Here is a 15,701-nt window from a genome sequence, read left to right as displayed (position 1 = left end):
CGCGGAGGGAGCAGACCTCCGGGACAACCGGGAGGAACAACCGCAGAACGCATACGCGCAGGAGTGTGATCGACGGAGCGTGGGAACAGATGACTGAAAAGCGGCGTTGATTGACCGAACGTCATGGGGGTGGAGCAAGGTCCGCTCCGGAATGATGAATTCGCTCGCATTCTCTTCACTCCTCGGGTGCGGGTGCTCACACAGGACGGGGGTCGTGTGCACGCGACGACGCAGCAGCGAGCGGCGGACCATCGGCCGTACTTCTTCTTGAGTTATGCCCACACACCGGGGTACGGCGGTGGCACGGACCCCGACATGTGGGTCGAGCGGCTCTTCCAGGACCTCTGTGGCCATGTGATGGCCATGACCGACCTCCCCGCGGGCGCGCCCGCCGGGTTCATCGACCGCGAGATACGTTCCGGCGAGGGCTGGTCGGAACGGCTCGGCGAAGTGCTTGCCACCTGCCGGGTGTTCGTCCCGCTGTTCTCGCCGCGCTATTTCGCCAGCGAGATGTGCGGCAAGGAGTGGTACGCGTTCGCCCAGCGGGCCATCCACCACCGGGCCCGCTCCAACCAGCCGGCCGAGGCGATCGTCCCGGCGCTCTGGGTGCCGGTCCCGCCCAGCCAGCTGCCCGGACCGGCCGAGCGATTACAGTTCAACCACCGCGATTTCGGGGACCGTTACGTCAGTGACGGACTGTACGGACTGATCAAGCTCAAACTCTTCAACGAGGAGTACGAGCGCGCGGTGTACGAGCTCGCCAAACGCATCGTCAGCGTCGCCGACACCGTACGGATCGGCACCGGCCGGCCCGTCGACTACCGGCTGGCCCCCAGCGCCTTCGGCTCGGCGGGCAGCGGAACGGGCGGCCCACGCCCCATGCAGGTGACCATCGCAGCCGCCACCCGCCACGACCTGCCCGAGGGGCGCAACGCCGACTACTACGGCGACAACCCGCAGGACTGGAACCCCTACCACCCGGACGCGGCACGGCCCCTGGCCTATGTCGCCGAGGACCTGGTGCGCTCCCTCAACTACCAGGCGACCATCGCCTCCTTCGACGAGGACGCGGGCCTCCCGGCCGGCAAACAGGGCCCGACCACGCCGGAGATCCTCCTCGTCGACCGTTGGGCGCTCCAGGACGAGGACCGGTGCCGGCGGCTCGCCGCCTTCGACGCGGAGAACCGCCCCTGGGTGACGATGGTCGTCCCCTGGAACCGGGACGACCACGAGAGCAGAGCCGCCGAGGCCGAGCTCACCGCCAAACTCGAGCGGACCATGCCGGCCAAGATGCGCCAGGGCCGCGCCTACTGCCGCGCCGCCGCCAAGGGCGTACCGAGCATGGAGGCCTTCGGACAGATCCTGCCCCAGGTGGTCGAGGTGGCCGCCCAGCAGTACCTGAGACACGCGGCCGTCTATCTGCCTGCCACCGGCGGCGGAGGACCCACCGAACGGACTCGCCTGATGGGACCCATGGCGCAGACCCAGTACATCCCCGGGACACATGACGCTTCGACGGATGCGGAGGACACGGATGACGGCCAGTCGTGACGGGCGCATCGTCACCTTCTACTCGTACAAGGGTGGTACGGGGCGCACCATGGCCCTGGCCAACACCGCCTGGATTCTCGCCGCCAACGGCAAACGGGTACTGGCCGTCGACTGGGACCTGGAGGCCCCCGGACTGCACCGGTTCTTCCATCCGTTCCTCGACCCGTCGACGCTCGGCGCCACCACCGGTGTCATCGACCTGATCACCGAGTACGCCTGGGCCGCGACCAGCCCCGTGCAACGGGCCGACGACTGGCACCGGGACTACGCGCGGATCCAGCCGCACGCGGTCTCGCTCACGCCCGAGGCCCTCGGCTGGGAGTTCCCGCACGGCGGCACGCTCGACTTCGTCTCCGCCGGACGCCAGAACCGCGAATACTCCGCGACCGTCTCCACCTTCGACTGGGACAACTTCTACGACCGGCTCGGCGGTGGCCACTTCTTCGACGCCCTGCGCGACGATATGAAGGCCAACTACGACTATGTCCTCATCGACAGCCGCACCGGCCTCAGCGACATCGCCGACATCTGCACCGTCCACCTGCCCGACGTGCTCGTCGACTGCTTCACCCTCAGCGACCAGTCCATCGACGGCGCCGCCTCGGTCGCCCGGCAGATCTCCGAGCGCTACACCGGCCGCCCCATCTCCATCTTCCCCGTCCCGATGCGGATCGACGAGGGCGAGAAGGAGAAGGCCGACGCCGGACGGGCCCTGGCCCGGCTGAAGTTCGACCGGCTGCCCCGCGACCTGTCGGGCGACGAACTCACCGCCTACTGGGGCGCGGTGGAGATTCCCTACCGCCCCTACTACGCGTACGAGGAGACGCTGGCCACCTTCGGGGACGAGGCGGGGCTCACCAACTCCCTCCTCTCCGCCTTCGAACGACTCACCTCCGTCATCACGGACCGGGAGATCACCTCGATGCCCCCGGTCGGGGAAGAGGTGCGGCTGCGCATCCGTGACGCGTTCACCCGGCGCCGGCCCGCGCTGCCCGCCGATCTCTTCCTCAGCTATGTGGCGGAGAACCGGATGTGGGCCGACTGGATCGAGTCCGTGCTCACCCGGGCCGGCTTCCGCGTCGTGCCCCGCGACGTGTCCGCCGAGCGCGGACCCCAGGACCAGACGCCCGGCACCCCGGAGAACGCGGTGCGGACCGTGGTCCTGCTCTCCAGCGCGTACCTCAAGTCGCAACGCGCGGTGAACCTCTGGGACCGGGCCGTCGCCGAGGACCCGGGCGGCGGGCGGCGCCAACTGCTGCCGCTCAGGGTCGGTGACGTACGGCTGTCCGCGGCCTTCATCGACCGCAACCCCGTCGACCTGTTCCGGCTCGACGAGGTGCACGCCACCGCCGCCCTGTTACGCGCCCTGGACCGGCCCGTCCAGCTCACCGACGCGGTTTCGCCGGGACCGCGCTTCCCCGGCACCGTCCCCCGGATCTGGAACGCGCCGCCGCGCAACCCCGGCTTCACCGGCCGCTCCCTCGTCCTGGAGCGGATGCGCGACCAGCTCGGCGGCGGCATGGCCGTCGTCCTGCCGCAGCCGCAGACTCTGTACGGACTCGGCGGCGTCGGCAAGACCCAGGTCGCCCTGGAGTACGTCCACCGGTTCATGGCCGACTACGACCTGGTCTGGTGGATATCGTCCGAGCAGACCGACGACGTGGTCGCGGGGCTCGCCGAACTCGCCGTCCGGCTCGGCGCCCAGGGCGGCGACGACATGGCCGCCGCCTCCCAGGAGGCCGTCGACCTGCTGCGCCGCGGCGTGCCGTCGGACCGCTGGCTGCTGGTCTTCGACAACGCCGACGACCCCGAACGGCTCCGGCGCTACTTCCCGCAGGGCGGCTCCGGCCACATCCTGGTCACCTCCCGCAACCAGGCCTGGTCCCAGCACGGCGACGCGCTCCCGGTCGACGTCTTCCTGCGCGAGGAGTCCATCGAGCACCTCCAGCGCCGCGCACCCGGGCTGAGCGACGAGGACGCCGCCCAGGTCGCCACCGCGGTCGGCGACCTGCCGCTCGCCGTCGAACAGGCGGCGGCGTGGATCGCGGAGACCGCCACCCCGATCGACACCTACCTGGAACAGCTGGCCCAGCAGGCCCCCGAGGTCCTGGCGCTCAACCAGCCGGCCGGCTACCCGGAACCGGTCGCCGCGACCTGGAACATCTCCATCCAGCGTCTCAAGGAACGCTCACCCGCCGCGGTGCGCCTCCTCCAGCTCTGCGCCTTCTTCGCCCCCGAGCCGATCTCGGGGAACCTGCTGTACAGCAAGGAGATGATCGAGGCACTGAAGCCGTACGACGCCTCGCTCCAGGAGAAGCTCGTGCTGGGCCGCGTCATCCGGGAGATCGGCCGGTTCGCCCTCGCCAAGGTCGACCAGGTCTCCAACTCCATCCAGGTGCACCGGCTCGTCCAGGCGGTCATCCGCGCCCAGCTCACCGAGCAGGAGCAGCGGGACGCCCGGCACGCCGTCCACCGCATCCTGGCGGGCGCCAGGCCCGATGACGACGAGCCGATCGACAACCCGGCCAACTGGCCTCAGTTCGCCACGATATGGCCGCACCTGGGCCCGTCCGACGCCCGCAACTGCAAGGAGCCCGAGGCCCGCAGGCTCCTGATCGACCGGGTCCGCTACCTCTGGAAGCGCGGTGACTTCCGGACGGCCACCACGCTCTGCGAGGAGCTGCGCGAGATCTGGCGCGAGACGCTGGGGGAGCGGGACATCCAGTACCTCTACCTCTGCTTCCACCTGTCCAACATCTACCGCTCGCGCGGCCGTTACGTGGAGGCGAAGGACCTCGACGAGATCACCCTGGCCACCCAGCGGGAGGTGCTGGGCCCGGAGCACCCGCACACGTACATGAGCACCAGCAGCCTGGCCACGGACCTCGGCACGCTCGGCGAGTACACCAGGGCCATCCAGCTGGCGACCGAGGCCACCGACGGGTTCAACCAGATCTTCCACGACTCGCACCCCAGGGCCCTGGCGGCGGCCAACAACCTGGCGTTCACCCTGCGGTCGATCGGCCAGTACGCCAAGGCCCGCGAGATCGACCAGGACGTCTTCGACCGGCGCCGCGAGGTGCTCGGCGAGGAACACCCGTACAGCCTCTCCTCGGCCATGAACCTCGCCCGTGACCTGCGGGACGTCGGACGGTACGAGGACTCGGTCGGCATCCTCAGCCGTACGTACGACAGCTACAAGGCCACGCTCGGCCGGTCCTTCCCCGGCACGCTCAGCGCGGCCAAGAGCCTCGCGGTCTCGCTGCGCCGGGCCGGCAGACTGGAGGACGCCCGCCGGCTCACGGTCGCGACCCGGGCCCGCTACCGGGCCAAGTACACCTCCGCCAACCCGGAGTGGCTGGCCTGCGACCTCAACATGGCGGCCGACCTGTTCGCGGCCGGCGAGGCGACGGAGGCCCGGGACGCCGCCCAGGAGGTGGTCGACCAGTACATGAAGGTGCCGGGCGAGAAGCACCCGTACACGCTGGCAGCCCTGAACAACCTGGGCGTCTATCTCTGGGGGACCGGCGCGTCCGAGGAGGCGGAGCAGGTGCTGACGAAGGTGGTCGCCTCGATGCGGGAGGTGTACGGGCGGGAGCACCCCAACACGCTGTTCAGCGTGATGAACCTGGCCAACGCCACGGCGGAGCGGGGCGACCTCGATCTGGTGCTGAAGACGGAGCGGAGCCTGGCGGTGCAGTTCCGGGAAGCGCTGGGCGCGCACCATCCGGAGACGCTGGCCATGAAGTCGAACATGGCGGTCACTCTCGAAGCGATGGGGCGCGAGGACGAGGCGGCGCACGTCAGGGCGGAGACGGTCGACGAGCTGTCCCGGCAGCTCGGTGACGAGCATCCGCTCACCCGGATCGCCCGGAACGACGGCCGGTTCCAGCGCGAACTGGAGCCCCAGGCGGTGTGACGCGTGCGGGAGCGCCCGGCCGGTGGCCGGACGCTCCCGCGGCTCCCGCGGCTCAGTCTCCGGGCGCTTCCGATGCTCCCGCGGCTCGGTCTCCGGACGTGTCCAGCAGCCAGTTGAGGATGCGGGGGAGCGCGTGCAGCGCGTCGAAGTGCGCGGCCGCCGGTTCCACCACGACGGTGGCGCCCGGTATGCGGCTCGCCAGCCAGCGGGTGTGCCCGACCGGTGAGAACACGTCCTTCTCGCCGTGCCACAGCAGCACCGGACCGGTGATGGCGGCCGGGTCGAACCCCCACGGCCGGCAGAAGGCGAGCGCGTCGTCGATCCAGCCGTACGCCGAAGTGCGCAGCCCTTCACGGTAGTTGCGCAGCAGCATGGTGCGGACGCCGGCGTCGTTGACCACCATCCGGTCGGAGTCGGTCAGCTCCCGGCGCAGATCGTCGATCAGCCGCACCGGGTTCTTCCGGATCACCGCGGACCGTGAGATGAACGACTTCGCCAGCCCGTCCGGATCGGACCGCGCCGCGGTGTAGGCCAGCACATTGGAGGGGGCCATTCCCTCGAACCAGTCGAGACCGTCGGCGTCCCGGGGGGCCAGCCCGACCAGGGCGGCGGTCCGGGTGACTCGCTCGGGCATCAGCGCGGCGCAGGCCAGAGCGTGCGAGGCGCCACCGGACCGGCCCACCACGGCGAACCGGTCGAGCCCGATGTGGTCCGCGATGGCCCGGACGTCCTGGACGGCGTCGGCGACGCATCTGCCCGGCAGCCGGTCGGAGTCGCCGTATCCCGGCCGGTCGTAGGTGATCAGCTGTGTCTTGCGCTGGTACAGCACCATGCCCCGCGGCGCCGGACCGAGCCTGCTGCCGGGCATCCCGTGCAGCAGGAAGACCGGTCTGCCGCGAGGATCCCCCAGACGCTCCACCACCAGCTGCCGTCCGTCGGCCGCGCGCACCCGACTGCGCACTCCGTGCCTCCTCGCGATTCCTGCGGACACGACGTGCCCGGCTTTCCCCGCACCCTTTGATGATGACCCATCGGAGGCGATCCCGGCATGGCGCGTGGGGAGAATCCGGACGGCGGGTGAGCCCCGGCCTCCGGCGGTGAACATGGCGCGCCCGAACCGGTGGTGTCGTGTGTGCGTCCTGAAGCCGACCTTGTGTGCGAACCGGCCGGTCGGAATAGTGGGCGCCCCATCCTCCGCGCACGGGCGACCCCACATCATTCGTGCGCGGCCCCACAGGAGGTCGAAGTTGAAGCATCGACGCATATCCAGGAAGCGCGCAGTGCTGGCCGGGTCGGCCGTGGTCGCCCTGGTCGCAGCCGGAGTGACGTTCCAGAGCGCGAACGCCAGTGAGGACGTGCCGCAGTTCACCGCCCGGACGCTCGACGCGGTGGCGGCCGGAGAGCTGGCCACCGCTCTGGACGCGGACCTGGGCGCGGACGCGGCCGGCGCGTACTACGACGCCACGTCGAAGAGCCTGGTGATGAACGTGGTCGACGAGGCCGCCGCCGAGCAGGTGCGTCAGGCGGGCGGCAAGGCGAGAATCGTGCGGAACTCGCTCGCCGAGCTGAAGTCGGCCCGGCAGACCCTGACCGGCAAGGCCACGATCCCCGGCACCTCGTGGGCCGTCGACCCGGTCAGCAACAAGGTGGTCGTCACCGCGGACCGCACGGTCGAGGGCGCTGCCTGGCAGAAGCTCAGCTCGGTGGTCGAGGAGCTGGGCGGCAAGGCCGAACTCAAGCGTTCCGGCGGGGAGTTCAAGCCGTTCATCGCGGGCGGCGACGCGATCTGGGGCAACGGCGGGCGCTGCTCGCTCGGCTTCAACGTGGTCAAGGACGGCGAACCGTACTTCCTGACCGCCGGGCACTGCACCGAGGCGATCTCCAGCTGGTCGGACTCCCAGGGCGGCGCGGAGATCGGGACGAACGCGGGCTCGTCGTTCCCCGACAACGACTACGGCCTGGTGAAGTACACCTCCGACACCGCGCACCCCAGCGAGGTCGACCTCTACAACGGCTCCGCCCAGCCGATCACCAAGGCGGGCGAGGCGACCGTCGGAATGACGGTGACGCGCAGCGGCTCCACCACCCAGGTGCACGACGGCGAGGTGACCGGGCTGGACGCCACGGTCAACTACGGCAACGGCGACATCGTCAACGGCCTCATCCAGACGACGGTCTGCGCCGAGCCCGGCGACAGCGGCGGCTCGCTCTTCGCCGGTGACACGGCGATCGGCCTGACCTCGGGCGGCAGCGGCGACTGCTCCTCGGGCGGCGAGACGTTCTTCCAGCCGGTGCCGGAGGCGCTGTCGGCGTTCGGGGCGGAGATCGGCTGACCGGTTCCGCGCGGTGACGCATGGCCCCCGGAGAAGCCGGCCGGGGGCCACTTCCGCGGACCAGGCACGTTCAGCCGGTCAGTCCGCCCGCCGCCAGCCGGTCGCGCACGTCGTCGACCAGGCCGCGTCCGGTTCCCGCCGTCCGGGCCAGCAGGGACTCGAAGGTCGTGAGGCGGCGGAAGGTTTCGGCATGGAGTGCCTGCTCCTCCTGGGGCAACTGGAGCGCCATCAGGCGGCGGACATCGACGCGAGGGTTGCGTTACGCATCGTTCTGAGGCTGCTGCGGGTGTGGGGTGACCGCTCTGTTCCGTGCCCGTCGCCTGCCCACGTCCACAACTCGCTCGCGCCGGTCCGCGTGGGCCTGTTAGAAAGTCTGAATGTCTTCTGGGCGCCACCTGCTTCCACGTTCGGCACCGGCCACCTCCGGGATATCGTCCCGGTCGATCGCCCTGCTGCTGGACCGGCTCGAAGAGCGATCCGTCGAGTGTCACTCGATCATGGTCGTGCACCGCGGTCACGTCGTTGCCGAAGGCTGGTGGGCTCCGTACTCGGCCGAGCGCCCCCACCTGCTCTACTCGCTGACCAAGTCGTTCACGTCGATCGCCGTGGGGCTCGCGGTCACCGACGGGCTGCTCTCGCCGGCCGACCGAGTGGTGGACGTGTTGCCCGACCATGTCCCGCCCGACATCTCGGAGCAGGGGAGCCGCATCACCGTTCACCACCTGCTGTCCATGACGGCCGGGCACCCCACGGACAGCCTCGGCGAGGCGTGGGAGCTGGAGCCCGGCGACTTGGTGAAGGGTTTCCTGCGTCTGCCGTTCGCCGTGGCGGAGGGAACGCGGCACGTCTACGACAACTCGACCACGTTCATCCTGGCCAGAATGGTGGAACGTGTCACGAACCGGGGCCTTCCGGAGTTCCTCGACGAGCGCCTCTTCAAGCCGATGGGCATCGATCACGCCGAGTGGGACCGGGTGGCGAGCGGGGCCGCCTTCGGATTTCATGGCCTGCACCTGACGACCGAGGCCGTCGCCGCCTTCGGTGAACTGCTGCTGCGTGGTGGTGCCTGGGGCGACCAGCAACTGGTTCCGCGCGAGTGGGTGGAGCTCGCGACCGGGCGGCACACCGACTGCCTGCCGTTCGAAGTCGGGTCGGTCGACGCCGACTTCTCCTGCGGATACGGCTACCAGTTCTGGATGTCGCGGCACGGATACCACGGCCATGGGGCCTTTGGACAGCAGTGTGTGGTGGTTCCGTCGCACGACCTCGTGGTCGCCGTGACCGCCCAGGGGGAGTCTCAGGAAGTGCTCGACGCCATGTGGGAGTGCCTGCTGCCCGGCGTGGACCAGAGGGGAAGCGTTCAGGACGACGCGCTCCTTGCCGAGCGGCTGCGCCGTATGTCGCTGCCGCTCGTGCCGGGCTCGGCCGACCCGGGGCGTTCGGCCGACGCGCGAATCGACTCCTCGGCCGAGGAATCGGCCCTGCCCGACGGAACGACGGTGACCGTCGATCCCGCCGATGGTGGGTGGCTCGTACGGTTCGAGTCACTCTTCGACGTCGAGGTGGGCCACGGCGACTGGCGGGAGAGCTCGCCGCTCGGGCGGCCCGTCGTCGCGGTCGGAGCCTGGCAGGGCGACTTGTTCGTAGCCGATCTCTACGTCATCACCGCCCCGCACCGCGTGCGGCTGGTCATCGACTCCGGCGCCGGGACCGCCACGGCGCTGTGGAGCACCCTGCCGCTCACCGGCCCCGACCTGGAACTGCACTTGCGGTCACCGCTGATGACCCGGCCTGACGTCGCTTAGGACGTGGACCGGGGGTGTCCCATGAGAGGTGGGAGCGGCTGAAGTGGCGCGGCCTCCCGGCGATCACGCCGGGGGCGGGTGCCTCATGGAGAAGTGCGAGGCCGGGGCCCATGTCGGCCCCATACGGGGGAGGATCGACGCATGACGACGACCGGAGTGACAGGGGCCAAGTTCGTGATGTCGGCGTTGGCGGCGGTGGCCGTGCTGACGGCAGGCGGATGCGGGACGCAGCGGGCCGGGGACGCCGGCGACATGTACCGGAGCGCGTATCCCACGCCCACCGGGATATCGAGGCCCAGTGCGCCTGCGGACTTCCGGTGTCCCGGCGAGAGCGTCTCACCGGATCCGACACCGACCGCACCGTCCTCGGGCCCGGCCGTGCCACCCACCGACCATTACGCCGAGAATCACGGGTTCCAGGACCCGTTCCCGCTGCACGGCCAGAGCCGCTGCGACGGGATCGCGGTGGTTGCGCGCGTGCAGAAGGCACTGGAACCGCTGCGTGAGCGCGGGGACTTCACTCCGGAGCACGCCCGTGACGTCCTCACGGGCCTCGGCTACGCCCCCGGGGCCGTGGAGGCGCACCAGAGCGGCCCCACCGGGGTCGGATTCCTCATCTACGCAGATGACTCCCCGCTGGTGTGCGTGGAGGGGACGATGAACAGCGCGACCACCGAAGCGGACGCCTTCGGCGGCTATCCCGACCACTCGGCGTGCGACCGCCCCAGCGGCGGCCACTGACCATCGGACCGGGTCACCGGTCACCGGGAGGCCCAAGCCACAACGTGGCCGGGGCCGCCCGGTGCTCGGGCTGGTCAGGACGGCTGAGGTGCTCTGCCGGCGCCCGCCTTCGCCGGTGCGACGCCGAAGATGTCCACTGCGTGGTAGTACGTCCAGGCAGTGGCGTCGCACGAGGTCCGTGAGGCACCGGAGTAGGCGGCGCACACGCGCTTGAGGTCCGCGTAGAGGGCGTTGTCGAGGCGGGCCTTGTTGGCGGAGAACGTTCCGGCGGCCTTGTAGTTGCGGTAACCGAAGTCGTGGCGGGCGCAGGACATCTGGAAGGGGAAGCCGAACGGGTTGTCGGGCGAGGTGCTGCAGTAGTCCGTCGACCAGTCGAAGCCGTACGCGGCCCATGCCCCCTGGTTGCCGCGGGCGGCCTTCCAGGCGTTGTAGCTGGAGGCGCTGGTCTGGGTCCAGGAGCTGAGGACCTGGGGCTTGTCCGCCGGGGCCGCCGACGCCGAGGCGGCGGGCAGCAGGGCGAGGGGGAGCGACAGGGTGACTGCGGCGAAGAGGGTGGCGAAACGGCGACGCATGAGCAACCTCCGTGGGGTGGCGGGGATGTGAGGCGGCTTCCGCCCCGTGGGTGGCACGAGGTCGCTACAGCATGCCGTCATGTACCTGTCATGACTAGACCGGAGCCGCCATCCCGCGGTCTTCCAGGGGCCGCTTTCCAGCCATGGTTGACGCATGTGTCATACTCGGCGCCGCTCATAGCAATATCGGACCGGGGGCCGCGTGCACGCCGTATCTCTGCAGGCCCCTTACCTGGATACGGCCGCGGATCAGCTCTGCTTCTCTCTGGACCTGACCGAACGGCCGGCGCTTGCCGAACATGAGGTGTCCGTGGGAGGGCTCGCCGTGCGACTGAGGCTGCTCGGCGCGTCCCATCAGGTCTTCGCAGGCCCGGTACGGGAGACCGTGGCGTGCCTGCCGGAAGCGGTCAGGGGACTGCCGGCCACGCACACCCGGCGGTTCGCGGGGTGGACGTACGACTTCAGTGCCACCACGGCATGCTTCGGGCCCGGGGAGTTCAGTGACCGGGTCGCGGACGCCCTGAGCCGCGCGGACGAGGCGGAGCACAGCCTGTGCGGGGTCTTCCCCGGGTCCCCGGAAGCGGTGACTGCGGTGGTCGTCGAGGCCTGCGACGAGCGGTCCGGCGCGGGGCTGGCCTGGCGTACCTGGCACAGCTACCCGCAGGACGGGTACATCGTATCGACCCACAGCCGGCTGGAGGCTCGATGAACAGCACCAGACTCCTACGCGGGGCGGTGGCGGCCGTGCTGGTCACGGCCCTGCTCTCCGCCTGCTCCAGCGACGGGGAGGACGGCGTCCCGCGCAGCTGGATCGGCAAGACGTACTCCGCCGGCGGGAGCGGGTGGCTCGACCAGAACAGCCCGCCGGCCAAGGTCGCCGACGCGATCGACGGCCACCGCGACGCCCTCGACCGGACGACCGGCGGCGGCATGGAGTTCCTGCGCTACGGCGACGACATGGTGACCGTTTCGCCGTACCGGAGCGGCAGCACGATCGAGATCGAGGACTACCGCAACGGCTACCGCCGGCATCACCAGCACCTCACCTACTGGCCCAACCCGAGCAGTTTCCGCGGCGGCGGCCCCGGCTCCGGCAAGTGACGTCCGGCGCCCTCCGGCCCTGACGACGCCCTCCAGAAAGGCAATGCAGTGACCGAGATCTTCGAGTCGGCCGGGCAGGCCCTGCTCTACGGGATCGTGGGCCTCGCCGTGATGGCCGTCGGCTTCGTCGCCCTCGACCTCGTCACGCCCGGCAAGCTCTTCCACGTGGTGTGGCGGGACCGCAACCGCGGCGCGGCCGTGCTCCTCGGCAGCCAGTCCATCGCGGTCGGGCTGGTCATCATGTCGGCCATCCGGGCCAGCGAGTCCGAAGAGGGCCTGGGATACGGCCTGTTCAGCACTCTCCTCTACGGTCTGGCCGGGGTGCTGGTGATGACGCTGGTCGGCATCGTCATCGGCGTGCTGACGCCGGGTCAGATGGGCGCGGTGGCCCTCGACGACGGCGACGACCGCCGCCCGCACCCCGCCGCCTGGGTCCAGGCCGGCATGTACCTGGGCACCGCCGTCATGGTCGGCGCGGCCCTCTCCTAGGACCACCACGAGGACCATCCGATGAGCTCCACCCTGGACGACCGTGCCACCGCGACGCCTCCGCGTCCCCCGGCCGACCGCCACACGCCGGGGGCGCGGTTCCTGCTGCTGCTCGCCGTCTTCCTCTGCGCCGCCTGCGGCCTCGTCTACGAACTGGCGCTGACCGCGCTGGGCAGCTACCTCATCGGCAACTCGGTGCTCCAGACCTCCGTGGTCATCTCCGTGATGGTCTTCGCGATGGGAGTGGGCTCGCTGGCCGCCAAACCGCTGCGCCGCCGTCCCGTCGTCGCCTTCGCGGTGGTGGAGGGGGTGCTGGCACTGGTCGGCGGCCTGTCGGTCCTGATCCTGTACGCGGCCTTCGCCTGGCTCCAGCTCTACATGCCCGCGATGATCGTGGTGTCCCTGGTGGTGGGCCTGCTCATCGGCGCCGAGATCCCGCTGCTGATGACGCTGCTCCAGCGCATCCGCAAACAGGAGGCGAGCAGTGCCGTCGCCGACATGTTCGCCGTCGACTACATCGGCGCCCTCGTCGGCGGCCTGGGCTTCCCTCTGTTCCTGCTGCCGACCTTCGGCCAGTTGAAGGGCGCGCTGGTGGTCGGCGGGGTCAACGCGGTCGCCGGGGTCATCGTCGTGGTGTTCATCTTCCGCCGCCAGACCGGCCGGTTGGCCAAGGCCGGGCTGCTGGCCGGCGTCACCGTGGTGCTCGCCGTCCTCGGCGCCACGTATGTGCTGGCGGACGACCTGGAGGTCACCGCACGGCAGCACATGTACGCGGATCCGATCATCCACTCCGAGACCACCCCGTACCAGGACATCGTGGTCACCCGCTCCACCGCCTTCACCGGGAAGCCCGACGTACGGCTCTTCCTCAACGGCGACCTTCAGTTCAGCTCGGTCGACGAGTACCGCTACCACGAGTCGCTGGTCCATCCCGCGCTGTCCGGCCGCCGGTCCAACGTGCTGATCCTGGGTGGTGGTGACGGCCTCGCGCTGCGCGAGGTGCTGCGCTACGAGGACGTCCGGCATGTCACGCTGGTCGAGCTGGACCCGGCGATGACCCGGTTGGCGCGCACGTTCGAGCCGCTGCAGGGGCTCAATCACGGTTCGCTGGACGATCCGCGGGCCCAGGTCGTCAACGCGGACGCCTTCACCTGGCTGCGCGAGGCCCGGCAGCGGTACGACGCGGTGATCATCGACTTTCCTGACCCGGACTCGGCGTCGCTGGCGAAGCTGTACTCGGTGGAGTTCTACGATCTGCTCGGCCGGGTGCTGGCGCCGCACGGCCAGGTCGTGGTCCAGAGCGGATCGCCGTTCTTCGCCCCCAAGACCTACTGGTCGATCGAGAAGACCATCGAGACAGCCGGGTACGCGACGACGGAGTTCCAGATCGACGTCCCGAGCTTCGGCAACTGGGGTTTCGTCCTCGCCACCCCCGGCACCGAGGCCCCGCCGCTTAGGCTCGCCCCGGACGCGCCGAAGCTCCGCTACCTGGACGAGGCGGTGCTGAAGGCGGCCACCGTCTTCCCCGTCGACCGCCGCCGCACCGACGTACGGCCGAGCACGCTGATGGATCCCGCGGTGCTCGAATACGTTCTGGACGAGTGGCGCGACTACTGAGCCGGGACGGGGTGCCTGCCGGCCCGGGCAACCGGGCCACGTCGTCGGAGCAGATACTCAGGGCCGCGCGCACACGGACCACCCGGCTCAGGACCTCCGGGCCAGGTCCAGCGCTGCTGTGAGGAGAACCAGTCCAGCACCTCGCAGATCTGCATCTGAGCGGGGTGGAGAAGGGAGAGAGGCCTCCGCCCCCCGCTAAGGGCTGTCCCCGCAATTCCTGGCGGGCGCACGACGACAGCTACGGCACCTCGCCGCGTTGTCTGAACGCCCGAATACATCCAGTATGCGGGCGCCTCTCCGCCTTGCGACGCACCGCATCTGACGCCGCGCGCTGATCCACCAGGAATTGCGGGACAGCCTTTCAGGCCAGTGTCGAGCCCCCGCCCGTCGCCCCCGCGGCCGGGGCGTCCGCCGCCTCCGGCTTCTTCCGCATCGCCATCAGCAGGGTGATGACCGTGCCCACCACCGCCCACGCGGAGAGCACCAGCAGCGGACCGGTCACCGCGTTGCCCCTGAAGTACGCGATCGAGCGTGCCGTCCAGGTGGAGGCGCCCGGCGGCAGGGCGGGGCCGATCGCCCGCCAGAAGTCCGGGAGCATCGGGAGCGGGAAGGCGCCGCCCGCGCTCGGGTTGCCCGCGATCACCACGATCAGGACGGCCAGGCCGATGCCGACGATGCCGGTGAGCGCCTGCAGGGCGAGCGTGATCATGCCGACCGCGAAGACGGTCAGGGCGCCCAGGCCCGACATGCCCCAGAAGGATCCGGGCAGGGCGCCGAGGATCGGGCCGATGATGATCGCGCCGCCGATCCCGCCCGCGATCGAGTACAGCGCCATGACGCCGGTCCGGATCGCCGCGCGCTGCCGGTTGGCGGGGCGGCTGCCCGCGCTGATCGCCAGGATCGAGGCGCAGAGGTAGCCGCCCACGCACCAGCCCACGGCCAGGTAGAACGAGGAGAGCCCGTCGAAGTCCTGCTTCGAGGCCGGGGCCACGTCCACCGCGCGGGCCGTGCGGTGCTCGGCGAAGTCGGCCTCCTTGATGATCTTCGTCAGTGTGGTGGCCAGGACGGTGCCTCCGCCGGAGGCGACCAGCACGGTGTCGGTCGTGCCCCTGGGGTTGACGATCAGGGCGCCGTCGATCTCGCGGTCGAGGATCTGCCGCCGGGCGGTGGCCGCGTCGGTGACCGTGCGGGGGGCCAGGGGGTCGCCGGGGAGGCTCTTCAGTTCGGTGACGAGCCGGGAGGAGACCTGCTGGGGTGCGACGACGCCGAAGGGGACGTCCGTGGGCTTCGGGTTGTGGAGTGCTCCGATATAGGACGCGATGAACAGCAGCTGCAGCGCCAGCACGCCGATGACGAGCAGCGCGGCCCGTGGGGTGACGGCGTTCTTCACCTCGTCAGCGAAAGTCATGCCCCCACGGTCCGGGCTGCCCGGCGCCCACGCAGTCGGGACCGGGCCGAATGGTGGAACGGAGGAGTCGAACGGCAGAAGGGGGCAGAAGGGGTGGCCCCCACCCCGACTATCGTACGAATGTTCGAAACATGGTCTATCGTGGAGAGCGAGGGGGTGGTGAGT

Annotated in this window: 13 protein-coding genes; 9 read left to right on the top strand and 4 right to left on the bottom strand. The window is 70.3% G+C overall.

Annotated elements, in window-relative coordinates:
• Positions 1 to 192 precede the first annotated feature (192 nt).
• Complete coding sequence (gene fsxC, locus ABTX18_RS19610) at positions 193 to 1,551, top strand: FxsC protein (protein ID WP_352124021.1); 1,359 nt, start codon at positions 193 to 195, stop codon at positions 1,549 to 1,551.
• Positions 1,535 to 5,470, top strand: coding sequence for an FxSxx-COOH system tetratricopeptide repeat protein (gene fxsT / locus ABTX18_RS19605; RefSeq protein ID WP_352123955.1), 3,936 nt, complete (start codon positions 1,535 to 1,537; stop codon positions 5,468 to 5,470). Before fsxC ends, fxsT begins: the two co-directional genes overlap by 17 nt.
• A gap of 52 nt (positions 5,471 to 5,522) precedes the next feature.
• Here fxsT and ABTX18_RS19600 read toward each other — a convergent pair whose 3' ends face one another.
• Complete coding sequence (locus ABTX18_RS19600) at positions 5,523 to 6,431, bottom strand: alpha/beta fold hydrolase (protein ID WP_352123954.1); 909 nt, start codon at positions 6,429 to 6,431, stop codon at positions 5,523 to 5,525.
• A 286-nt stretch (positions 6,432 to 6,717) separates the two neighbouring features.
• Between ABTX18_RS19600 and ABTX18_RS19595 the strand changes: the two genes are divergently transcribed.
• Positions 6,718 to 7,803, top strand: coding sequence for a S1 family peptidase (locus ABTX18_RS19595; RefSeq protein ID WP_352123953.1), 1,086 nt, complete (start codon positions 6,718 to 6,720; stop codon positions 7,801 to 7,803).
• 70 nt (positions 7,804 to 7,873) lie between these two features.
• On the opposite strand, the gene ABTX18_RS19590 is transcribed toward ABTX18_RS19595, so the two are convergent.
• Positions 7,874 to 8,032: a hypothetical protein gene (locus tag ABTX18_RS19590; protein ID WP_352123952.1), complete on the bottom strand. Its 159-nt coding sequence runs from the start codon at positions 8,030 to 8,032 to the stop codon at positions 7,874 to 7,876.
• Between the two features lie 148 nt (positions 8,033 to 8,180).
• Between ABTX18_RS19590 and ABTX18_RS19585 the strand changes: the two genes are divergently transcribed.
• Together ABTX18_RS19585 and ABTX18_RS19580 are read left to right on the top strand one after the other, a co-directional pair.
• The gene (locus tag ABTX18_RS19585; RefSeq protein WP_352123951.1) at positions 8,181 to 9,608 is read left to right on the top strand and encodes a serine hydrolase domain-containing protein; all 1,428 of its coding nucleotides are present in this window, start codon (positions 8,181 to 8,183) and stop codon (positions 9,606 to 9,608) included.
• Between the two features lie 141 nt (positions 9,609 to 9,749).
• Positions 9,750 to 10,349 (top strand): hypothetical protein, encoded by a 600-nt coding sequence (locus ABTX18_RS19580; RefSeq protein WP_352123950.1) that lies wholly within the window; start codon positions 9,750 to 9,752, stop codon positions 10,347 to 10,349.
• A 74-nt stretch (positions 10,350 to 10,423) separates the two neighbouring features.
• Here ABTX18_RS19580 and ABTX18_RS19575 read toward each other — a convergent pair whose 3' ends face one another.
• On the bottom strand, positions 10,424 to 10,921 hold the full coding sequence (locus tag ABTX18_RS19575; RefSeq protein WP_352123949.1) for a phospholipase: 498 nt from the start codon (positions 10,919 to 10,921) through the stop codon (positions 10,424 to 10,426).
• Between the two features lie 202 nt (positions 10,922 to 11,123).
• Here ABTX18_RS19575 and ABTX18_RS19570 point away from each other — a divergent pair, with 202 nt between their 5' ends.
• The 4 genes from ABTX18_RS19570 to ABTX18_RS19555 are packed head-to-tail and all read left to right on the top strand — an operon-like array spanning position 11,124 to position 14,128.
• Positions 11,124 to 11,630 carry a DUF2617 family protein gene (locus ABTX18_RS19570; protein WP_352123948.1) on the top strand — a complete coding sequence of 169 codons (507 nt, stop codon included), beginning with the start codon at positions 11,124 to 11,126 and terminating at the stop codon, positions 11,628 to 11,630.
• Positions 11,627 to 12,022 (top strand): DUF4247 domain-containing protein, encoded by a 396-nt coding sequence (locus tag ABTX18_RS19565; protein WP_352123947.1) that lies wholly within the window; start codon positions 11,627 to 11,629, stop codon positions 12,020 to 12,022. Before ABTX18_RS19570 ends, ABTX18_RS19565 begins: the two co-directional genes overlap by 4 nt.
• 48 nt (positions 12,023 to 12,070) lie before the next feature.
• Complete coding sequence (locus ABTX18_RS19560) at positions 12,071 to 12,511, top strand: DUF350 domain-containing protein (protein ID WP_352123946.1); 441 nt, start codon at positions 12,071 to 12,073, stop codon at positions 12,509 to 12,511.
• 21 nt (positions 12,512 to 12,532) lie between these two features.
• Complete coding sequence (locus ABTX18_RS19555) at positions 12,533 to 14,128, top strand: polyamine aminopropyltransferase (RefSeq protein WP_352123945.1); 1,596 nt, start codon at positions 12,533 to 12,535, stop codon at positions 14,126 to 14,128.
• A 361-nt stretch (positions 14,129 to 14,489) separates the two neighbouring features.
• On the opposite strand, the gene ABTX18_RS19550 is transcribed toward ABTX18_RS19555, so the two are convergent.
• Entirely contained in the window at positions 14,490 to 15,536 is a 1,047-nt protein-coding gene (locus ABTX18_RS19550) for a DUF3533 domain-containing protein (protein ID WP_352123944.1), read from the bottom strand.
• Between the last annotated feature and the right edge of the window lie 165 nt (positions 15,537 to 15,701).

This window comes from Streptomyces sp. NPDC096323 (genome assembly GCF_040302845.1).
Taxonomy (GTDB): Bacteria; Actinomycetota; Actinomycetes; order Streptomycetales; family Streptomycetaceae; genus Streptomyces.
Note: the sequence above shows the minus strand (reverse complement) of the source record. Positions and strands in the feature narration are given on the sequence as shown.